Raw genomic sequence first — 16,186 nt, 5'->3', positions numbered from 1 at the left:
GTCATGGCTTCACCGACCACTTGCGGGTCACCGTAGAACCGTCCTCGCGCTCCACAGTGAACGTGGACTCCAGCGGGTCAGAGCGGTTGAAACTCGCCGAATAGGACACAGCGCCAGCGGGCAGCGTGACGCGCTCGCCGTTCATGTACTGCTGGATGAGCGGGATCATCCACGAGGTGTCCTCGCCGTAGACGTCCACAGTGGGCTCAACGTCATCCCCTGCGGGCACCGGAAGGAACTCCGGACCGGACATGTCCGGCGTCGGGCGGTCACAGTGGTAGCCGTCTTCGGGCTCGTCGCGGTAGACGGGTTCGCGTTCGCCTTCCAGCACCGACAACGCCAACTCAAGGCCGTTGAACAGGCCGAGCATGTACGGCGAGAAGTTCCAGGTGCCGTTCCAGCCTTGGACGTCGCGTAGGTGGCGGACCTTGTCCACGACGGTGGGCGCGGGCTCAATTGTGGGGCTCTGACCCACAACTGCTTCGTCCCAGCCGTAGGAGCAGCGGAGGCACTCACGGTGGAGACGTTCCGGCCATAGGTCCGGGTACGCCAGCGAGACGTGCTCCCCGTCGATGCGTCCGAAACGCCACCAAGCCGTAGACGCTTCCCTGTTGCCGCACTTGGGGCAGGTGGGATCGTCACCACTGAAGGGCGGGAGAGTCTCAGGCATCGGCGTCGCCATGCTGAGTTTTGGCCTGCGCGGCGCGTTCGGCCTCGAGTAGTCGGTCGACCGGGTCTTGCCGAAGGTTAAGGAGATGGGCTTCAACCTTCTCCCAGTGCTCCCGATGGGCTCGGACGGCATCAAGGAGTTCATCGGAAGTGGTGGGCGTGTCGTCCGGAACCCCGACTAGGTACAACTGGACGTCCAAGGTCACCGGGTTGTCCGCGATCTGGTGGACGGAGCGGCGGGCGATCTTGTAGCTTTCCTCGCCCATCCGAACGGTCGAGCCTACTTGGATGCTCTCTGGCATTTGGGTTTCTCCCGGGAATGCGAGAACCCCGAGCCGGGAGACTCGGGGTTCTCTACCCGCAGTGATCAAGCTGCGGGATGACTGGACATGGGGGTTGGGTTCAACTGGTGGGCGCGGGCTCGTCGAGTCGGCCCCACACCGCGTCACAGGCTTCGTGCAGATCCCGCCAAAGCTCTTGCTGCCGCGCACTCGTCACGTATCCGGGCGGAGCCGCTTCGGCCCAGTGGTCGCGCATGCTGTCGGCGGCGTGGACTAGGCGGCGCACCTCGGGGGGAAGGTCGCGGAGTTCGCGCTGCATGATCGCTCCGGGGGTTCAGGGGGTTGGTCTCGGCCCGCCGCCGCGCCCGTGGGCGTAAGCCCCGCAGCGGCAGGCCGAAGTCATGGGGACAAGCGGAAGGCCCGGCACCAGCGGGGGCGAAGTGCCGGGCCTTGCTAGGGGTGTCAGATCAGGCGGTACTCAGGATCGGTGCGGGAGCGCATCCGGGAGGCAGGGCGGGAAGTCCGCCACCACTTCGGCTAGATCGCCTTGCTTGGTCCAACGACGGAAGCCCATCTCCGGATCCCAATCCCATTCGTCAGCGCTCGGGTCCGCCACACTGCTGAACCGGGGATCATCAGCAGGGAGCGCCCGTTTGATGGCCTCGCCGAACGGGGTGACCCAGCCGTGCTGGCCGTGCTCATGGACGTGTTGCGCGAGACGTGACGCCTCGGCCTCGACAATCGCCAACAGCGTCTCTTTGAGGAAGTCCAGGGGCGTCCTCTGGAGGACGCATTCCAGGCAGCATCCACGAGCGTCGGCGATCTCGCATGCCACATCCCATGCCGCTTCCGCCGTTTCGACGGATGCTTCCATCTCGGCGGGCGGCTTGAAGCCGTACGATCCGTCCGCATTCCTCCCAAACAGCTGGGAGATCACCGTCCTTGCATGCTCAGGCAAGTCGGCTACCGGGTCCACGGGCGGACTGGTGGGCGGATCGTAGTTGACGTGCCCGAAGATCGGGATCCTCTCGCGCTCGGCCTTTAGGACCGCAGCGATCTCTTCCGGATCGATCGGCGCAAACTGGACCCCGCGCGCGAACTCAACCATGGCGTCGCAGTTGAGCCCCTTGAAGTATTCGTCAAGGATCTGGCCCTTGCTGTTCTCCCGGGCGAAGCCGAGGAGTAGCTTCTCGACCTGCACGGGGTTGCGATGAGCGATCGAAAGCCAGAGTCGGACGATCCTCAACTCGAACGGGCCTGCCTGCTTGAGATGCTGCTCAACCCGCTGACATGGGTTGGCGGTCATGCCGATCTTGATGGTTCCGTTGCTCAGTTGGATCACGTAGACGTGGCCGACGTAACGGTAGTACTCGTGCCGCTTCGGCAGGCCCACAGGGCCGACGCCCTTGGGGCTGACCCAATCGAGTAACTCGAAGTTCGGGCTGGAAGCTTTGGCCAACGTCGCCTTACGGCTAGATTCGCTCATGTCTTGCCTGCTCCTAACAGGTTGGACACCGGACCTCGGCGAGCGGACTCCTACGAACGCTTGTCGAGGTCTTTGACTTTCGTACTGGTGTACATTCTCCCAGTTCAAGCCCGATATTTCAGGCGATTTGGGCATGTGATCGCACGGCCACGACCTCTACCGCGACCCCCCAGCCCGGGAGGTCGAGGCCGTACGTTTTGGGGGGCTCCGCATCGGGGCTCTCGGGGAAGGCCGATGCGGAGCGGGCGCGGCGGGTCGGGGGACCGGGCGCGCGTCTAGTGGAGCGGAAGGGCTCCGGGAAAAGCAAAAACCCGGCTCTGTGGCCGGGTTTGGGCATAGATCATCTGCTGCGTTTCAGGATGCAGTTCGCCCCCGCGAATGTCAAGCCGCACGCCGATGCTGCCGCTTCCGCTCCTTCTCCACGGTGAACCCGTCCTCAAGCCGGAACAGCCAGAACCGGCCACGAGAACCAGCCGGACGCAGATAACCCCGCTGCATCCACGAGTAGACCGTGCGGACTTTCACCCCGACTAGTGCCGCGAGTTCTTCGGCGGTCCAGAGTTCTTCGTCTTCGATCCACCCGCTCACTGGTCGGCTCCGATCGCCAGAGCGAGGGCAACCCACTGCTCTTCCGGCCACCGATGGTTACGCGGCGGATCCCACCAGCAAGGACAATCCTCATACGCGCACCTGCACGCCTTGTTGACGCACACCACCACACCCCTATCCGGGAAGGCGCGGAGCGAGCGGGCGTCACAGATGGAACAGCGGGCGTCGATGCGGAGAATCGCCTCGTTGTCGCCGATGGCTCTGCCCGCCAATCTGCGGAGCCTGACAGCCTCATCCGTCACGTGGTCGGCCAGATCCGGCCACGCCGCCACCCGGTCCAGCAGGCCGATCACGCGCGCGATCCGCTGCTCGGTGGACGCGCCGGCGAGTGGCGTGATCTGGAGTTGGTCGCACGCCGCGTCTTCCAGATCGGCGACCCCGGCGTGGATCTCGCCGGTCGTGACGAGCACGTCCAAGCGGAGCGGTGCCTTCCCGTCGCCCAACGCTTTGATGCCGCGCGAGAGGTTCTCCATCTTGGCTTCGCGTTCAACACGCGCCAAGGCGTCCATGCGGTCCCGCTGTTCCTCGGTGAGTTCGTGCTGGGACCAGCGGCGGGGGGTTCCCGGGATGAGCGCTTCCGGCAGGAGCGGCAAGGCTCCGCGGAGTGCTGTTAACGCGTCGTAGACGTAGTCGATGTTCAAGGCGGCCTCCCGAGTACGCTGAACGGGTAGACCAGAGTTGGCGCTGGTGACGTTGTGGTGGGCGGTCTCCTCGCTGGGCAGGCGGGGAGACGCCGATCAAGCCGCGAGCCGGTTGGGCTCCAAAGTGAAGGCGAGAGTGCAGAACTCGTCAGCGCCGATGCCCTCCGCTTCGATCACCTGCCGCAGCACTTGCTGGAAGGCGTCCTCGCGGGACTCCGTCGTCAGGGTGACCACCCCGTTGTGCATGCTGGTCCTGAAGCCGTGACCGCATGCGCTCGGCACCAGGTAGCTGATAATCCAGTGGTATTCGGTGCCCTCGGTCTGCGTTTCGCTGGTCAACGTGCCTACCTCTCCCCGATGCGGATAGACACATTGTGCACCCGCTAGACCGGTGCGGGTTCGGGCTCGTCGTCGCATAGCAGGCGGCACAGTTCGGCGCACTGGGCGTCGTCCAAACGAACCGTGAGCAGGCCGCGCAGCGAAAGGACCCGTGCCCCGGTAGGTGTGCGCAGCACCTCAACCGGAAGGGCGGGAGGGGAGGACATCTCCCGCCGATTATCTCAAGCGGTGGGCGCTAGTCCGTCCGCTTCGTCGAATTCCCAGCCATACGTTGTCGCCCACTCGATACGGGGAGACTCCACACAGGCGAAGCACTCCATGCGTTCGGCTGGCTTCCAGCGACGCCCGTCCAGTTCGGCACCCAGGTAGGTGACCCGACCGCCGCAGGTGGTGAGCAGTTGCATGCCGGTGTCCATGACCTTGTGGCCTTCGCCGCCGTAGAAGCTGACGAACATGCCGGGCTTCCAGACGGTCACCGCTCCCCCTCGGCCTCTCCCGGCAAGCCATCCCCGAGCATGAACCTGCTGTTGGCGAACTCCTCGTCACCGGGCATGAGTACGGCATGACCACGGCGCTCCTCAAGGACCGCCCATGTCCGGTCCGGGCTGTCGCGGAGAGCGGGCACGGTCACGTACTGGATCATGTGGTCCCGGTGGCCGTTCTTGGCCCGCATCGCCCGGCAGTCGTCGCACATGCCGTCCTCTGCGGTGGCCTTACGGATGCAGCGAGGGTGCAGGCGGGTTACGCAGTGGCAGCGCAGGCGCGGGTCGTAGCCGATCAACTCGTCGGCAAGGTCGCCTTCGGTGGACTTCATGGACGCGTTCATGGTCGCCACTCTTCCTTGTAGCCGTCTTCGCCAGCGAACGGGAGAGCAAGCAGGCGGAGGGTCTGCCTCGCCAGCAAAGCCCGGGGAGAGACGAGACCATTCGGGTGCACATCGAGTTCCTCGGCAAAGGCAGCGCAACGGCGAAGAACCGCCCGCTTGGATTCGATGTCGGCGAGTAGCCGTTCCCCGTTGTGTCGGAGGTAGCCCTGAACCAGCGCCTTACCGAGATGCCCTCTGAGGTCTTGCTCTTCCTCATCCCAGCGGGCGTTCAGGAAGGTCGTCAGGTCACCCATCACTGGCATGCCACTCTCCCCCTTACCACTTCGCCCGTTCCCGGACCAGCTTCAGGACCTCCTCCACGTCCTCCGGCATCAGCCCGTACACCTGGGTCCTGCCCCGCCCATTGCGTCCGCCGTCAGTGACGACGGTGAACCTCTCCACGCGGTCCAGGAGGGTGGTCTCGGCGGTCTGCTCGGTCATTTCGGCTCCCTGGTGCTCGTGTCGTTGGCTCTATCATCTCGGCTTTCGGCCGATGCGGGGCGGTGCTTCATCGGCGGGAAAGGGATCTCCTCGTAGCCCTTGGCTGACCACAAGGCAGGTTCGTGGTCTTCCAGCCAGTCCAGCCACTCATCCCGGGGATGCGCACCGGTGCCGTAGCGGGCTTCGAACCAGCAGGCGACCAGCAGGTCCGCACGGGTCAGCCCGTACTCGTCTTGGACGACGTGCACCAAGTCTCCGGACTCAAGCCAGTCGATGATGTGAGCGATCTGGACTCGGGTTCGGGCTATCGCTGGCTGGCCGAAGTTTTGGGCAGGGTCTATGACGATGTACGGCCTCACTTCCACGGCCACCGCCAAATGTCGTCGTCGAGCGTCATCCAGCAGCGGTCGCAACCCCGGTCGCCACAGGGTGCGTGCAGGCGCGGATTGAACGGGTCCCAGTTGGTCCAGCGGCGGAGGCGGAAACGGGTCATGCCGGTCTCCGCTCCGCGAGCGACGGCATGGGCGGGATGACCTCAGCGAGCCAGCCGTCAGGGTTGGCCGTGAAGTGTGGCGCGGCTTGGATCTCCCACCACGACCTGAGCGCGTCCACCGTCATCGTCTCGTCGCTGACCCGGTCGGTGTAGGTGACCTCTTGCTCGCCGGCGACCTTGATGCAGATCCGCCCGCGCTTCAAACCGTCCGGGTACTTCGCCCAGTTGATGCCCTTCTCCTGCCACAGCTTCTCCTGCATCTGGTCGGTGTTGACCTTGTGGAGTTCGGCTTGGGAGAAGTGAGCGTGAGCGGCCATGGAGATGCTGTTGCGGACCCAATCCTTCTGCCGCCACACGTAGTAGTTGGCGACCTCAACCGGGTCGGAGATGGTGAAGACACGCGAGTCGAACAAGGCCATGCCCGTGGGCGCGAAACCGCTCGTGGTCCGGATCTCGTGGGCGACTTCGTTGAACTTCACTGAAGCCAGCGCAGCCGAGATGGACACCATCTTGTTGACCACTCCGCCGAACCACGGCTGAGTGTGGATGGACCCGAAGTCTTCGATCAGGAGGCTGATCTCATCGGATTGGGTGTAGGCGAACACCGTCCCGGTGATCTCGGCGCACAGCGCTTTCGTCACCTCGTCCATGATGGCGATCACGTTCATGTCGAACGGGCGGTCGGCCTTACGCAGGTACTGGTGGAAGGAGCGGCCGTCGACGCGCAGTAGGCAGAACGAGCGGCGCGGGAGGACTGCCCTGGTCGGCGCTTCGTAGAGCTTCATCCTGTTGCCGAGGCTGCTGTTGTCGCTCATGAAAGATCCTTCGGTACGGGCTTGACGGTCAGCCAGAGTTTGCGGTGGGCGGGAGACGCGTAGTCGCCAGTGCGGGCCATGGCTTTCAGGTCGTCACGGGTACAGCCCAACTCGGCCAAGTCCAGAGCGAGAGCGCCATCCCACTCTTGGGCGGTGGGCGCGAAGACCTCGACCGGCTCGGGTTCGCTTTGCGCGTCTTCGCGTTCGGCCAGCCAGCGGTTCAGCCCGTCAGCCAGAGCCCGTACAGCCGAGACGTCCAGGCGGGCGCGGGCAAGTTGGGCGTGGATGACGGAACCGATCACCACCAGCAGGGCGTCACGCTCGGCGTCGGGGCTGTCCAGGAGTTGAACCGGGTAGCCGTAGACGTCGGAGATGGCCACTAGGGCGTCATCCATCACGGCTACCAACTCTCCTCTGACTGGAGCGGCTTTCTCGCGAGAGCCAGTAGCGCTTCCAAATCCCTCTCCACCTGGCCCAGGCGGGACTTCGACCACGCCGCTTCGCGTTGCGCCTCATCGCGCTCCTTGATCGCGTCCTGGAGCCGCGCTTGGAGCGCCTCGTCCGCCCGGGACTGGCGAATCTCCTCGATCTCTCGCATCGCTTCGGCGGAGAGCCCGCAGTAGGGGCAGGGGCGGTCATCTAGGAGCGCGGTCAGGATGCTCGACGAGTGGGAGTCGCAGCCTGGGCAGGTCATCTTGTTGCTCACGAACGGATCTCCTTGTGGACGCAGTCGGCTTCGGTCTCCCCGTGCAAGGCGAGATGGGTTGAGCACGGCCATGAGCGGCACAACTCGTTCGAGCACTCCATCCACACCTTGACCTCGCAGTTGACGCAGTCCCGAACGGGCGGGAAGACGATGCGGTGAACGCCACCGGGGCGTTCGGCATCGCGGGCAACGGGCTGGTGGAGGGCGTCCACACGGGCGAAGGTGGCGCGGAGCGTGTCCATCTCTTCGTCGCGGACGGCCAGAACCACATCGGCGACCTCGCCGACTGTGGACGGACGCCGCCGCCAATGGCCGTTCTCGGCGAGGAAGTTCGCCATCAGCGAGCGCGAAGTGAACCGCCTCGCGAGTGCTTCGGCGTAGCGCTGGCGTAGGTCATCGGCCACGTTCGGTCTCCTCGGTGAGTTTGTCCAAGAACGGATCCCCGGTGATCTCCAGGAAGCTGCGGCCTATCGCCGCTCGGGACCTCTCCACCTCGCCGGGCGGGTTCTTGCCCTTGTCTGCTACGGAGAGTTGGCGGGCGGCGAGTTTGACGCCTGTCAGCTTGAGTTCTGCCGCTTCCCGCTCCATGTCGGCTTGGTAACACTGGTCCAGCAGGGATGCGCAGTTGTGGCAGGTCGTATGCCACATGATCGTGTTCTCGTACTCGGCGAAGGCGTTCACCATCATGATCAGCCTTGCCGCATGCTCTAGCGAAGGTGACACCGCTACCAGGACATCGGATCCGTCAGGCCGCTTCGCGTACACGTTCAGCGGCGAGTGGTTGCCGTGCCGTAGCGGAGGAGTCCAGTCTGCGCGGGAGTGCTCGGCGAGGGCCTCCAAGACAGCGTCGGCTACGTCATCGGCTTCTCCGCCGTCGAGCATGATGTCGCCACCCAGTTGGGCGATTTTGAGAGCGTTCGGGCCGAGCCGGAGACGGACACGCTCACGGACCTTCCCGGCGATCAGGGCGCGGAGATCGTCAGCCACGGTGGATCCTCCATCGGTTCATTGCCGCCCACTCAAGGTCGTCGTCCTTGTCGGCGAAGACTCCTAGCAGGGCGCGCACGTACTCGTCTCGGTTGAGCGGTCGGCCGTGCTGCAAGGCGTCGTAGTAGTTGAACCGTTCGGACGCCTTGATAAGGGTGGGCTGCTGGCCACGGCGGATCTCATCCCACCAAAGAAGCGCTCGGCCTGTTCTTCCGTTGCCGTCCGTGAAGCAGTGGATGGTCTCGAACCTGACGTGGTTGTCCCAGGGCGAGAAGTCGTCCAACTCAGCCAGCCAGCCGTCCATCAGGTCGTCCACCTGATCCCACCGTGGCGGGACGTGCGGGCCGACTCTCACGTTCACCTTGGAGACGCTGCGGTAGAAGCCGATCTGGTTCATCGCCAGATCGTTCTGTGCCCACGTGATGCGCTTCTGGACGCCGCACACCACGTCATGGGTGAGACGGTCGTGCTCCATCAGCCACTCCCACGCCTTCAGTGAGCGATCCACTTCGGCGGGGTCGTGGATGCCCTCGATCGCGTTGGACTCCCGGATGTGCTGGCGCATGTCAGGCATCGGTGGCCTCCTCGGTGAACGCCTTACGGACGATCTCGGCCGACCAGGCGGCGTCATTGAGGAACTCGCCACGCTCCACCTTCGGGCGCGGATGTTCGCCGCTGGCGACCACGCGTTCGATCTCGCCGGCGACGTACTCCACGATCAGCCCGAGCGCTCCGTGTACGGCGTAGTGGGCGCGGTCGAACGCAGCTCGGCAGGCAGGACAGTCCTCCCACGTCTCGCCTCGGTCGCAGAACTCGAAATGCTGGCTGGACTTCTTCGCCGCTGCCTCGATGATCCCCTTAGGCAGGGTGCGCATGCTTGGTCTCCTTGGCGTTCTCGGGAATGGCGGGCTTTGGGTCGACTCCCACAGTGGAGGGCTCCCCCAAAGGCGGCTCAAAGACGGCGACGAGGGAGGCCAGCGCAGTACGCAAATGTCGCGCCGCTTCACCCGAACACTTGAGGTCAGTCATTGGCGATCCCCTCAGGGTTGGCCAGCGAAAGAAGCACATCGGCATGGCACGGCTGGGAGAGATGGCACCAGCACGCGAGATCGTGGCCGACCAGTTGTGGCAACGCTGCCAGCAGCCGATCCCGCGCGTCCACGGACTCGGGCTTCGTCGCGAAGCCGCCCGAAGTGTTGCGGGAGAAGACATCAGGATGGGCCAGCCAGTTGCCGAAGTCCTCTACGGCAAGTTCGCGACTGTGTGTCGCCCATCCGGGGATCACCGCAGGGGCGAACGGGTTGCCGAAGACCGAAGGGCGACCGACATAAACGCATCCCTCAGGGAGGCGAAAGCCCTTCGTCCGCTTCCTCTGGATTCGCTGCGGCATGGCGCAATCTCCATTCCTCGTTCACTTCGCGCTTGATCGTGTTGCAGTTCGCGCACAGGACCTGGAACATCTGGCGGAATTCGTCCGCCGGCATCGCCAACAGGACGCGGTAGTACTTGCTCCCGGACCCGATCGATCGCCTGTGCTTGCGTCCACCGCCGTTTCGGTGGTCGAACTGGAGTGCTCGCCGGTCGGCGAATCCGCAGCTTTCGCATTGCGTGGTTCCAGCCTTGGCGAGGAGTTGCGTCTTGAGCTCTTCGTGCTTCCCGCGCTGCCGGAGCGCCTTTCTGGCCAGGTCGCCGCGCCCTGCCTTGTAGACCTCGCCGCGTGCCCTGGCCTCAGCCCTGCGCTCGCGCCTGTATTCGTTGTTCCGCTGACTCTTCGTCTCCCACCGGGCCACATGGCGCGACTCAGTGCACTCTGGCGGGGGCTTGTTGTCCGCCTTCTCCCCACAGGTGCGGCAATAGCGGAGGTCCGAGTGCCCCACCGTCCAGGCGTCCGAGTCCTGGGGTGGGTGCTGCTGCCGGTGCTGCTCGCGTTGGAGGGCGAGCAGACGGTCACGGTTCCTCTGCTTGTACTCCCGCAGGTACGCCTTGCGTGCTTCGGGATCCTTGTGCGGCATGTAAGGATTCTACCAACCATTTGCATGCCGAGTCTTTGCACCCTTGGGCATCCGCCATCCCTTGACGCGCTTGCGCTGTATCCGCTGGGGACGGTCAGCCATCAGCCGCTCACCTCTGGCGCGTAGTAGGTGGGCAGCGGAGTAGGCCCGTCGTACTGGCGGCAGGTGCAGCGGACCTGCTCTTCGCCGATCCACTCGCCGTGCTTGTTGCGCACGTCCACCTCGTTCAGGCCGTGACACTCCCCCGTGGCGGGGTCGTGGTAGGCGAACTGGTGGTCGCAGCCGCACACCGCCTTGGGCGGCTTGGGCATGCGTCTGCGGGCGGGCGTGTACCGTCCCGCCAGCCAGCCGACCGCGAGAAGGGCGGCACCGGTCAGCATCTCAAGGACCATCGGTCAGCCCTCCTCGTCGTCGAGTAGGAACACCAGCCGGTTGGCCATGTCCAGCGCCCCCGAGTAACTGGCGACGTCATCCGCAGCGACAGCCAAGCGGCGGGCGTCCGAGGCGAAGTTCTGCGACGCCGGAACGTCGGCCAAGCGGCTTTCGATCGCGTCGAGAGCGCGGCGCACCTCCACCAGCTCGCGGACGAGGTTGGCTTTGACCCGTTCAACTTCGAGTTCGTAGGCGCGGCGGGCAAGCTTGTCGGCCACCGGTCATTCCTCCTCGTCGCCTTGGTCTGAGACTTCCGTGTCGCACTCGGTGCACACGTTCTCGCCAACTGGGACGGTGTGGTCCCACTCCCAGCCGCAGCCCTCCATCACCTCGTCAGGCTCGGCAGGGTTGTCGTCGATGCGGACCAGTTCCATGACTCAGTCCTCCGTCCACCACGAGTCGAGGTTGTTGCCGATGAAGTCGTCGATGGTGGGCTGCATGAAGTCGTCCTTCTCCTCGTCGGTGAGGGCGTCCCACTCCGCGCTGGTCTTCCCGGTGTCAACCTCTTCTTCGGTGGTGCTGTTGTTGATGTAGCCGACACTCATGCCGATCTTCACCTTGACGGTCTCTTCACTCATCGGGGGTCTCCTATCAGGGGGTGGTTCGGTAGGTGCGCAACTCGGCCAGCATCAACGGGACGACACCCCACACCGCTCGTCGGGCGTTCTCGCTACCTCTCATAGCGGCGTCCCAAGCGGCTTGGATCTCGTCTAGGTCTAGCGGCACAGGCCCAGCAGGCATAGGTCAGTCCTCCCGCCGAAGGGAGCGCATGTACTCCTCAACATCGCGGCCGAGAGCATCGAGCACCTGCTGCGGCGGATTCTGCCCGTGGGTGGCGCACGTGCGCTTCACGCCGTCTGGCCGGTGCCAGCGTGCCACCCACTCGGGAGTGCCCAACTCGGCTTCTCCGAGCGGGTAGTAGGCGAGTTCGATGGCGAACGTCGTCGCCTGCGCTTCCTTGTTCGACATGATCAGTTCTCCTTCGCAACGGGCACGCTTCGCAGCCACCGGACGAGTTCGACGGCAGCGTCGAACGCGCCGGGGCTGTGTCCAATCAAGTACTTGAGCGCGACGTGCTTCTCTCCGGGAGACATCGCTTCAAGGGTCGAGATCCGCTCGGCAGTCTCGGGCGGAAAGTCGGGAACGGCCATCGGGGATACCTCCTCAAGGGTTGGGGGTCGGGTTGGGGCTCAGCCGCTGCAGTCCGTACAGAGTGCCGTCATAGCCGCCGCGCCAGTGCAGCCAAAACCCTTCGCTGACGTCGTCGACGAAGCGGCGGCCTAACTCCCACCCGGCGTCCAGGCGGCCAAGTTCATCCCAGGTGATGGGATGCCCGGTGGAGTCCGCGCCCCGCTCGGGGTGGTTCATCATCGCCGGGTTCGGCCAGCCGTCGAACAGGCGGACCATGATGTCCGGCGTGAACGCGGTCAACTCGTACGGCTGGCGGGTGCCGATCGGGCAGGACTGGCAGCCGCCGTCAGCGACGCACTGGCCGAAGTGGCCCCAAGCGGCGCGTGCGGTGTCCTGCCGCTCCCACAAGGTCGCGTAGGTGCGGGGGCGTAGGGCGCACTGCGGGGACGGCTCGCCGATGTGGGCCGACAGAGAGAGCCGGTTCCAGCCCTTGCCGTCCACGCCTTTGACGTCGGCTGCGGGGGCTTGCAGGTAGATCGGCATCGGCTCTCCTCAGTGCGTATCGGTCGGGGACTGCTAGGCGGGGATGACGGCGAGGATCTTCTCCGCCGCGCCCCGCAGGGTTCGCGGGTTGATGATCCGATGGCCGGACGGCATCCGGGCTTCCATGTCGGCTCGCTCGCTCAACTCGCCGGCGAGTTCACGGGCGGCGTCGGCGGAGATCTCCAGCCGGATCCCGCCCGTCTTCGGAGCGGCTGAGACGAAAGCTTCCCGCCACTCCCGCTCACCCGGGCGATGACCCTCCTCCACCAGGTCGATGTCCTGGTCTGCGATCCAGGCGGCAACGGAGGTGGGCAGGTGGACGGTCACGGGCAGTCCGGCGAGTTCGTCGGCACCGTAGGCAGCCGGGAGCGCGTCCGGGTCTCCGTCCAAGAGCACGCCATAGCTGCCCCACTCGTCATGGGCGGCCGTAACCGTGCCGAGGGTTCCGACGGGAGCGGCGAACCCGCCGGACCAGCCTGCGGGAGCGTCCACGGTGGTGCGTACGCGCTGGCCGACGTGGAAGGTCGGGGAGGAAGTCATCAGGGTCTCCGGGGAGCGGTTGAGGGTGGGTTGGCGGAGCGGCAGAGCGGCGGACGCGGCGGCGATCGAGGCGGCCATGCCGTCCTGTACGGCCTTCGCGATAGCGGCGGACGTGGACACGCACCCACGGGCGATACGGGTCGAAGAGGCGGCATTGGCGAGGCTGTCGGCGACGTCCTGCCACTCGTCGTCCTCGAACAGGTCGACGTTGTCGGCGCACTGCTTGAAGACGTCGGCGAGGTTGCCGGACGCCTCCTCAAGCTCACCGAGGAGTGCGGCGTAGTCGAAGTCCCAGTCGCTGTCGGAGTCCATCTCGGCGAGGTCGTTGTGGAGTTCGGCCAGCAGGGTCTTGATCTGTGCGGCCTTCTGGGTGGGGGTCATGATGATCTCCAGTGGGTTTCGCGGGTCGGGGGCTTGACGATCTGCACGGCCACCCTTGCGAGAGGCCATGTTTTGTCGGTGTCACCCGATAACGTTGTTCACATGTCCCGCTACCGGCTTCAGCCGTCGCCTGCCCAAGAGGCGGCGATGCTGGAGCATTGCGGGCATGCGCGGTTCGTGTGGAATCTCGCGGTTGAGCAGCACTCGTACTGGAAGCCGGGTCGGAAATCCGCTCCCGGGTTCGCCGAGCAGTGCCGTCAACTCACCGAGGCACGGGGCGAATTCGATTGGCTGCGTGCGGGGAGTCAGGTCGTCCAAGCGCAGGCGCTCAAAGACTTCGCGCAAGCCATGGCGAACTTCTTCGGCAAGACCCACCGCAAGCCGACGTACCGCAAGCGCGGCCAGAGTGAAGGCTTCCGCATGGTCGGCAAGCGTGGCAAGCATTGGGATGTCCGCCGCGTGTCTCACAGTGTCGGCGAGGTTCAGGTGCCGAAGATCGGCTGGGTCCGCTTCCGATGGTCGCGGGCTGTACCCGAGGGCGCGAAGTCCTATCGGATCACCCGTGACCCGGCGGGGCGCTGGTTCGTCGCGTTCGCCGCGATCCCCGAACCCATCCCCGCACCGGGAACCGGCGAAGTCGTCGGCGTAGACCGGGGCGTGACTGTGTCCGCCGCCGTCTCGACCGGCGAGATGCTGAACGCACCCACACTCCGGGACACCGAGAAGGCCCGCCTCCTGCGACTCCTGCGCAAACTGGCGCGGGCCAAGCGGGGCTCGAATCGGCGCGGCGAGACGAGACTCGCCATTGCGAAGTTGAAGGCCCGCGAGACGGATCGGCGCAAAGACTGGGTGGAGAAGACCAGCACCGACCTTGCGCGACGGTTCGACGTGATCGCCGTTGAAGACCTGAAGGTCAAGAACATGACCCGATCGGCCAAGGGCACCGTCGAAGCGCCCGGAAAGAACGTCCGCCAGAAGGCGGGACTGAACCGATCCATCCTCGCCAACGGCTGGGGTCAACTCGTTACCCGCCTGGAGCAGAAAGCGCCCGGCAGGGTCGTCAAGGTCAACCCCGCATACACGTCGCAGACCTGCAACACCTGCAAGCACGTCGCCAGGGAGAGCCGCGAGAGCCAAGCTCTCTTCCTGTGCGTAGCTTGCGGGCATCAGGTCAACGCCGATGTGAACGCGGCACGAAACATTCGAGATATTGCGGCAGGGCTTGCCGTGACTGCGCGGGGAGGCTTGCCGTTGGGCGAGTCGTTGAACCGCGAACCTCAACTTGAACTCCTCCTCGTGGGGTAGTTGATGTTGGAATTCGCTTCCGAAAGGAAGGGGAGGAAGTCAACCTTGCGAGAGGGTGACCAGACAGAACGTCAGGACCCGGGGTGGAAGATGTGGCGGAGCTCGCCCAACTCGCTCACGATCGCGACGCGACGGCGCAACTCGGCGACGTCCCTTTCGATCGTCTGGGCGACCTGGTCATCGGCAGGGTTGACCGTGAGGTAGCCGCTGTACTCGGCGATGTGGGCGGCGATCTGGGCCACCTGCTCCATGTGCCGTTTGACCAGCTTGTCGTAGTCGCGGACATCGGCGGATTCGAGGCTCATCAGGGTCCTCCTCGGGGGGTTGGGGGTGGCCCAGCAGAGATGCTGGGCCGGGGGCTACTTGTCCTCGCCGTACTCGGCGACGTAGGCCGCGTGGTTCTCCGTGATGACGGCCTGCGCCGCCTCGGCGGTGAGGTGCTCCATCTCGGAGACGCCGGGCACCTGGCGGCCGTGGAAGTCGAGCGTCATCTCCTCGATCCAGCGGGCCAGCTTGGCGACGACGCTGGGGGCCGACTCCACCAGCAACTTCCCGTCCCGCCACGAGTGCTTGGGCGTGCGGCCGATGCCGGTTTCGCGGATCTTCCACGCCAGGGACGTCACGTAGTTGTCCGGCAGTTCGGGGTTGGTCGTCAGCAGCAGGTAGACCCGTTCGGTGTCATCGCCGTAGCCGATCAGGCCCGTGCACGGCTTGATCGGCCCGTCCCCATCGCGGGCCACCACCTCGTAGACCCTGCACTCGGTGCAGCGGAACAGGTCGGTCGCCGATTCGTACTCGAACTCGTGGCCACCGAAGCGAACATCCACGGGGGCGGGCTTGGCGTCAGCCATCTGCCGGACGACGTACTCGCCCACGGCCCTGCGGGCGTCCAGCCGGGTGTAGCCGAACTTGGCCTCGGCGATCGCCGCGTCGGTGAGTTCGTAAACCGTGTTCTCGGCGACGGCGAACTCGACCTTGGCCGCCTCCGCGTAGGCGCGGATTTTGCCGTTCTGCGCGCCGTTCGGGATGAGCAGGGCACGCACCCGCATGTTCGCGTACACCGCGTCGATCAGAGCGTCTTCGTACTCGTAGGGCTGAGGGCTCCCGCCCGTGGCGGAGCCGTACTCGCTGGTGGCGTTTTGGCTGCTCATCACATCTCCGTCCGTAATCTCGTAGCGACTAGATTACGGATGCCGAACCATGTCCGCAAGGGGTCTGGCGAAACTGGTAGCGACAAAATAAGATTCGCCACGTGAGCGACGACATCGACCCCAACAAGCCGCGCGGAATCCGCATCCCCCACCAGATGTGGACCGCCTACGGCAACATCTGCAAACAACTCGGCACCAACCGGACGGCGGATCTTCTCGCTCACATCCGCCGCCAGATCAACAGCCACGGCACCGCGCGAGACCTCGACCTGCTCGCCCAAGCCGACGAAGAGGGCGCCAGACGGCATGCCCGCATCTCTCCCGGGCGTCCGAAGAACGAACCCGACGCCGCGGAGTAG

35 protein-coding genes are annotated in these 16,186 nt (G+C 65.2%); 2 read left to right on the top strand and 33 right to left on the bottom strand.

Annotated features, from left to right (window positions below):
- Window position 1 precedes the first annotated feature (1 nt).
- The 31 genes from ABGB08_RS15000 to ABGB08_RS14850 form a co-directional block, all read right to left on the bottom strand.
- Window positions 2-670 carry a hypothetical protein gene (locus tag ABGB08_RS15000; RefSeq protein ID WP_347590545.1) on the bottom strand — a complete coding sequence of 223 codons (669 nt, stop codon included), beginning with the start codon at window positions 668-670 and terminating at the stop codon, window positions 2-4.
- Window positions 663-971, bottom strand: coding sequence for a hypothetical protein (locus ABGB08_RS14995; protein ID WP_347590543.1), 309 nt, complete (start codon window positions 969-971; stop codon window positions 663-665). Before ABGB08_RS14995 ends, ABGB08_RS15000 begins: the two co-directional genes overlap by 8 nt.
- A gap of 100 nt (window positions 972-1,071) precedes the next feature.
- Window positions 1,072-1,269: a hypothetical protein gene (locus ABGB08_RS14990; protein WP_347590541.1), complete on the bottom strand. Its 198-nt coding sequence runs from the start codon at window positions 1,267-1,269 to the stop codon at window positions 1,072-1,074.
- Between the two features lie 159 nt (window positions 1,270-1,428).
- On the bottom strand, window positions 1,429-2,436 hold the full coding sequence (locus ABGB08_RS14985; protein ID WP_347590539.1) for a GIY-YIG nuclease family protein: 1,008 nt from the start codon (window positions 2,434-2,436) through the stop codon (window positions 1,429-1,431).
- A gap of 381 nt (window positions 2,437-2,817) precedes the next feature.
- Window positions 2,818-3,024 carry a helix-turn-helix domain-containing protein gene (locus ABGB08_RS14980; protein ID WP_347590537.1) on the bottom strand — a complete coding sequence of 69 codons (207 nt, stop codon included), beginning with the start codon at window positions 3,022-3,024 and terminating at the stop codon, window positions 2,818-2,820.
- Window positions 3,021-3,686: a hypothetical protein gene (locus ABGB08_RS14975; RefSeq protein WP_347590535.1), complete on the bottom strand. Its 666-nt coding sequence runs from the start codon at window positions 3,684-3,686 to the stop codon at window positions 3,021-3,023. The genes ABGB08_RS14980 and ABGB08_RS14975 overlap by 4 nt, the downstream gene beginning before the upstream one ends.
- Before the next feature lie 96 nt (window positions 3,687-3,782).
- The gene (locus tag ABGB08_RS14970) at window positions 3,783-4,025 is read right to left on the bottom strand and encodes a hypothetical protein (RefSeq protein WP_347590533.1); all 243 of its coding nucleotides are present in this window, start codon (window positions 4,023-4,025) and stop codon (window positions 3,783-3,785) included.
- Between the two features lie 44 nt (window positions 4,026-4,069).
- On the bottom strand, window positions 4,070-4,231 hold the full coding sequence (locus tag ABGB08_RS14965; RefSeq protein WP_347590531.1) for a hypothetical protein: 162 nt from the start codon (window positions 4,229-4,231) through the stop codon (window positions 4,070-4,072).
- Between the two features lie 15 nt (window positions 4,232-4,246).
- Window positions 4,247-4,501, bottom strand: coding sequence for a hypothetical protein (locus ABGB08_RS14960; protein ID WP_347590529.1), 255 nt, complete (start codon window positions 4,499-4,501; stop codon window positions 4,247-4,249).
- On the bottom strand, window positions 4,498-4,851 hold the full coding sequence (locus ABGB08_RS14955) for a hypothetical protein (RefSeq protein WP_347590527.1): 354 nt from the start codon (window positions 4,849-4,851) through the stop codon (window positions 4,498-4,500). Before ABGB08_RS14955 ends, ABGB08_RS14960 begins: the two co-directional genes overlap by 4 nt.
- A complete protein-coding gene (locus ABGB08_RS14950; RefSeq protein ID WP_347590525.1) occupies window positions 4,848-5,144 on the bottom strand; it encodes a DUF6221 family protein in 297 nt (98 codons plus the stop codon). The genes ABGB08_RS14955 and ABGB08_RS14950 overlap by 4 nt, the downstream gene beginning before the upstream one ends.
- Window positions 5,145-5,166: 22 nt before the next feature.
- Window positions 5,167-5,331 (bottom strand): hypothetical protein, encoded by a 165-nt coding sequence (locus ABGB08_RS14945; protein ID WP_347590523.1) that lies wholly within the window; start codon window positions 5,329-5,331, stop codon window positions 5,167-5,169.
- Window positions 5,328-5,702: a DUF433 domain-containing protein gene (locus tag ABGB08_RS14940; RefSeq protein WP_347590521.1), complete on the bottom strand. Its 375-nt coding sequence runs from the start codon at window positions 5,700-5,702 to the stop codon at window positions 5,328-5,330. The genes ABGB08_RS14945 and ABGB08_RS14940 overlap by 4 nt, the downstream gene beginning before the upstream one ends.
- Window positions 5,687-5,824 (bottom strand): hypothetical protein, encoded by a 138-nt coding sequence (locus ABGB08_RS14935; protein ID WP_347590517.1) that lies wholly within the window; start codon window positions 5,822-5,824, stop codon window positions 5,687-5,689. Before ABGB08_RS14935 ends, ABGB08_RS14940 begins: the two co-directional genes overlap by 16 nt.
- A complete protein-coding gene (locus tag ABGB08_RS14930) occupies window positions 5,821-6,639 on the bottom strand; it encodes a tRNA(His) guanylyltransferase Thg1 family protein (protein WP_347590515.1) in 819 nt (272 codons plus the stop codon). Before ABGB08_RS14930 ends, ABGB08_RS14935 begins: the two co-directional genes overlap by 4 nt.
- Window positions 6,636-7,034 (bottom strand): hypothetical protein, encoded by a 399-nt coding sequence (locus ABGB08_RS14925; protein ID WP_347590513.1) that lies wholly within the window; start codon window positions 7,032-7,034, stop codon window positions 6,636-6,638. Before ABGB08_RS14925 ends, ABGB08_RS14930 begins: the two co-directional genes overlap by 4 nt.
- 5 nt (window positions 7,035-7,039) lie before the next feature.
- A complete protein-coding gene (locus ABGB08_RS14920; protein ID WP_347590511.1) occupies window positions 7,040-7,345 on the bottom strand; it encodes a hypothetical protein in 306 nt (101 codons plus the stop codon).
- A complete protein-coding gene (locus ABGB08_RS14915; RefSeq protein ID WP_347590509.1) occupies window positions 7,342-7,749 on the bottom strand; it encodes a hypothetical protein in 408 nt (135 codons plus the stop codon). Before ABGB08_RS14915 ends, ABGB08_RS14920 begins: the two co-directional genes overlap by 4 nt.
- The gene (locus ABGB08_RS14910) at window positions 7,739-8,332 is read right to left on the bottom strand and encodes a hypothetical protein (protein WP_347590508.1); all 594 of its coding nucleotides are present in this window, start codon (window positions 8,330-8,332) and stop codon (window positions 7,739-7,741) included. Before ABGB08_RS14910 ends, ABGB08_RS14915 begins: the two co-directional genes overlap by 11 nt.
- A complete protein-coding gene (locus ABGB08_RS14905; RefSeq protein WP_347590507.1) occupies window positions 8,325-8,906 on the bottom strand; it encodes a Fic family protein in 582 nt (193 codons plus the stop codon). The genes ABGB08_RS14910 and ABGB08_RS14905 overlap by 8 nt, the downstream gene beginning before the upstream one ends.
- Window positions 8,899-9,207: a hypothetical protein gene (locus tag ABGB08_RS14900; RefSeq protein ID WP_347590506.1), complete on the bottom strand. Its 309-nt coding sequence runs from the start codon at window positions 9,205-9,207 to the stop codon at window positions 8,899-8,901. The genes ABGB08_RS14905 and ABGB08_RS14900 overlap by 8 nt, the downstream gene beginning before the upstream one ends.
- Before the next feature lie 146 nt (window positions 9,208-9,353).
- Complete coding sequence (locus ABGB08_RS14895; RefSeq protein WP_347590505.1) at window positions 9,354-9,722, bottom strand: DUF4326 domain-containing protein; 369 nt, start codon at window positions 9,720-9,722, stop codon at window positions 9,354-9,356.
- Window positions 9,673-10,344: a hypothetical protein gene (locus ABGB08_RS14890; RefSeq protein WP_347590504.1), complete on the bottom strand. Its 672-nt coding sequence runs from the start codon at window positions 10,342-10,344 to the stop codon at window positions 9,673-9,675. The genes ABGB08_RS14895 and ABGB08_RS14890 overlap by 50 nt, the downstream gene beginning before the upstream one ends.
- A gap of 101 nt (window positions 10,345-10,445) precedes the next feature.
- Window positions 10,446-10,736: a hypothetical protein gene (locus tag ABGB08_RS14885; RefSeq protein ID WP_347590502.1), complete on the bottom strand. Its 291-nt coding sequence runs from the start codon at window positions 10,734-10,736 to the stop codon at window positions 10,446-10,448.
- 3 nt (window positions 10,737-10,739) lie between these two features.
- On the bottom strand, window positions 10,740-10,994 hold the full coding sequence (locus ABGB08_RS14880; protein WP_347590500.1) for a hypothetical protein: 255 nt from the start codon (window positions 10,992-10,994) through the stop codon (window positions 10,740-10,742).
- 3 nt (window positions 10,995-10,997) lie between these two features.
- A complete protein-coding gene (locus ABGB08_RS14875) occupies window positions 10,998-11,150 on the bottom strand; it encodes a hypothetical protein (protein WP_347590498.1) in 153 nt (50 codons plus the stop codon).
- Between the two features lie 3 nt (window positions 11,151-11,153).
- Window positions 11,154-11,354 carry a hypothetical protein gene (locus ABGB08_RS14870; RefSeq protein WP_347590496.1) on the bottom strand — a complete coding sequence of 67 codons (201 nt, stop codon included), beginning with the start codon at window positions 11,352-11,354 and terminating at the stop codon, window positions 11,154-11,156.
- Window positions 11,355-11,520: 166 nt separating this feature from the next.
- Window positions 11,521-11,745, bottom strand: a complete 225-nt coding sequence (locus ABGB08_RS14865) for a hypothetical protein (protein WP_347590494.1) — start codon at window positions 11,743-11,745, stop codon at window positions 11,521-11,523.
- Between the two features lie 2 nt (window positions 11,746-11,747).
- Window positions 11,748-11,927 (bottom strand): hypothetical protein, encoded by a 180-nt coding sequence (locus ABGB08_RS14860; RefSeq protein WP_347590492.1) that lies wholly within the window; start codon window positions 11,925-11,927, stop codon window positions 11,748-11,750.
- 13 nt (window positions 11,928-11,940) lie between these two features.
- A complete protein-coding gene (locus ABGB08_RS14855; RefSeq protein WP_347590490.1) occupies window positions 11,941-12,450 on the bottom strand; it encodes a hypothetical protein in 510 nt (169 codons plus the stop codon).
- A gap of 33 nt (window positions 12,451-12,483) precedes the next feature.
- Window positions 12,484-13,371 (bottom strand): hypothetical protein, encoded by an 888-nt coding sequence (locus ABGB08_RS14850; protein WP_347590488.1) that lies wholly within the window; start codon window positions 13,369-13,371, stop codon window positions 12,484-12,486.
- Between the two features lie 102 nt (window positions 13,372-13,473).
- Here ABGB08_RS14850 and ABGB08_RS14845 point away from each other — a divergent pair, with 102 nt between their 5' ends.
- The gene (locus tag ABGB08_RS14845) at window positions 13,474-14,676 is read left to right on the top strand and encodes a transposase (RefSeq protein WP_347590486.1); all 1,203 of its coding nucleotides are present in this window, start codon (window positions 13,474-13,476) and stop codon (window positions 14,674-14,676) included.
- A 71-nt stretch (window positions 14,677-14,747) separates the two neighbouring features.
- On the opposite strand, the gene ABGB08_RS14840 is transcribed toward ABGB08_RS14845, so the two are convergent.
- Both ABGB08_RS14840 and ABGB08_RS14835 read right to left on the bottom strand, forming a co-directional pair.
- Entirely contained in the window at window positions 14,748-14,981 is a 234-nt protein-coding gene (locus ABGB08_RS14840; RefSeq protein WP_347590484.1) for a hypothetical protein, read from the bottom strand.
- A gap of 54 nt (window positions 14,982-15,035) precedes the next feature.
- Window positions 15,036-15,827: a hypothetical protein gene (locus ABGB08_RS14835; RefSeq protein WP_347590482.1), complete on the bottom strand. Its 792-nt coding sequence runs from the start codon at window positions 15,825-15,827 to the stop codon at window positions 15,036-15,038.
- Window positions 15,828-15,928: 101 nt separating this feature from the next.
- Between ABGB08_RS14835 and ABGB08_RS14830 the strand changes: the two genes are divergently transcribed.
- Window positions 15,929-16,186 (top strand): hypothetical protein, encoded by a 258-nt coding sequence (locus tag ABGB08_RS14830; protein ID WP_347590481.1) that lies wholly within the window; start codon window positions 15,929-15,931, stop codon window positions 16,184-16,186.

The sequence above is a fragment of the Acrocarpospora sp. B8E8 genome (assembly GCF_039871605.1).
In the GTDB taxonomy this organism is placed as follows: domain Bacteria; phylum Actinomycetota; class Actinomycetes; order Streptosporangiales; family Streptosporangiaceae; genus Acrocarpospora; species Acrocarpospora macrocephala.
Note: the sequence above shows the minus strand (reverse complement) of the source record. Positions and strands in the feature narration are given on the sequence as shown.

What these genes read in the sequence shown, in the direction of transcription:
- ABGB08_RS15000 (WP_347590545.1), bottom strand. Translation starts at nt 670, where the DNA reads ATGCCTGAGACTCTCCCGCCCTTCAGTGGTGACGATCCCACCTGCCCC.
- ABGB08_RS14995 (WP_347590543.1), bottom strand. Translation starts at nt 971, where the DNA reads ATGCCAGAGAGCATCCAAGTAGGCTCGACCGTTCGGATGGGCGAGGAA.
- ABGB08_RS14990 (WP_347590541.1), bottom strand. Translation starts at nt 1,269, where the DNA reads ATGCAGCGCGAACTCCGCGACCTTCCCCCCGAGGTGCGCCGCCTAGTC.
- ABGB08_RS14985 (WP_347590539.1), bottom strand. Translation starts at nt 2,436, where the DNA reads ATGAGCGAATCTAGCCGTAAGGCGACGTTGGCCAAAGCTTCCAGCCCG.
- ABGB08_RS14965 (WP_347590531.1), bottom strand. Translation starts at nt 4,231, where the DNA reads ATGTCCTCCCCTCCCGCCCTTCCGGTTGAGGTGCTGCGCACACCTACC.
- ABGB08_RS14955 (WP_347590527.1), bottom strand. Translation starts at nt 4,851, where the DNA reads ATGAACGCGTCCATGAAGTCCACCGAAGGCGACCTTGCCGACGAGTTG.
- ABGB08_RS14950 (WP_347590525.1), bottom strand. Translation starts at nt 5,144, where the DNA reads ATGGGTGACCTGACGACCTTCCTGAACGCCCGCTGGGATGAGGAAGAG.
- ABGB08_RS14945 (WP_347590523.1), bottom strand. Translation starts at nt 5,331, where the DNA reads ATGACCGAGCAGACCGCCGAGACCACCCTCCTGGACCGCGTGGAGAGG.
- ABGB08_RS14935 (WP_347590517.1), bottom strand. Translation starts at nt 5,824, where the DNA reads ATGACCCGTTTCCGCCTCCGCCGCTGGACCAACTGGGACCCGTTCAAT.
- ABGB08_RS14930 (WP_347590515.1), bottom strand. Translation starts at nt 6,639, where the DNA reads ATGAGCGACAACAGCAGCCTCGGCAACAGGATGAAGCTCTACGAAGCG.
- ABGB08_RS14925 (WP_347590513.1), bottom strand. Translation starts at nt 7,034, where the DNA reads ATGGATGACGCCCTAGTGGCCATCTCCGACGTCTACGGCTACCCGGTT.
- ABGB08_RS14905 (WP_347590507.1), bottom strand. Translation starts at nt 8,906, where the DNA reads ATGCCTGACATGCGCCAGCACATCCGGGAGTCCAACGCGATCGAGGGC.
- ABGB08_RS14900 (WP_347590506.1), bottom strand. Translation starts at nt 9,207, where the DNA reads ATGCGCACCCTGCCTAAGGGGATCATCGAGGCAGCGGCGAAGAAGTCC.
- ABGB08_RS14895 (WP_347590505.1), bottom strand. Translation starts at nt 9,722, where the DNA reads ATGCCGCAGCGAATCCAGAGGAAGCGGACGAAGGGCTTTCGCCTCCCT.
- ABGB08_RS14890 (WP_347590504.1), bottom strand. Translation starts at nt 10,344, where the DNA reads ATGCCGCACAAGGATCCCGAAGCACGCAAGGCGTACCTGCGGGAGTAC.
- ABGB08_RS14885 (WP_347590502.1), bottom strand. Translation starts at nt 10,736, where the DNA reads ATGGTCCTTGAGATGCTGACCGGTGCCGCCCTTCTCGCGGTCGGCTGG.
- ABGB08_RS14875 (WP_347590498.1), bottom strand. Translation starts at nt 11,150, where the DNA reads ATGGAACTGGTCCGCATCGACGACAACCCTGCCGAGCCTGACGAGGTG.
- ABGB08_RS14870 (WP_347590496.1), bottom strand. Translation starts at nt 11,354, where the DNA reads ATGAGTGAAGAGACCGTCAAGGTGAAGATCGGCATGAGTGTCGGCTAC.
- ABGB08_RS14865 (WP_347590494.1), bottom strand. Translation starts at nt 11,745, where the DNA reads ATGTCGAACAAGGAAGCGCAGGCGACGACGTTCGCCATCGAACTCGCC.
- ABGB08_RS14860 (WP_347590492.1), bottom strand. Translation starts at nt 11,927, where the DNA reads ATGGCCGTTCCCGACTTTCCGCCCGAGACTGCCGAGCGGATCTCGACC.
- ABGB08_RS14855 (WP_347590490.1), bottom strand. Translation starts at nt 12,450, where the DNA reads ATGCCGATCTACCTGCAAGCCCCCGCAGCCGACGTCAAAGGCGTGGAC.
- ABGB08_RS14850 (WP_347590488.1), bottom strand. Translation starts at nt 13,371, where the DNA reads ATGACCCCCACCCAGAAGGCCGCACAGATCAAGACCCTGCTGGCCGAA.
- ABGB08_RS14845 (WP_347590486.1), top strand. Translation starts at nt 13,474, where the DNA reads ATGTCCCGCTACCGGCTTCAGCCGTCGCCTGCCCAAGAGGCGGCGATG.
- ABGB08_RS14840 (WP_347590484.1), bottom strand. Translation starts at nt 14,981, where the DNA reads ATGAGCCTCGAATCCGCCGATGTCCGCGACTACGACAAGCTGGTCAAA.
- ABGB08_RS14835 (WP_347590482.1), bottom strand. Translation starts at nt 15,827, where the DNA reads ATGAGCAGCCAAAACGCCACCAGCGAGTACGGCTCCGCCACGGGCGGG.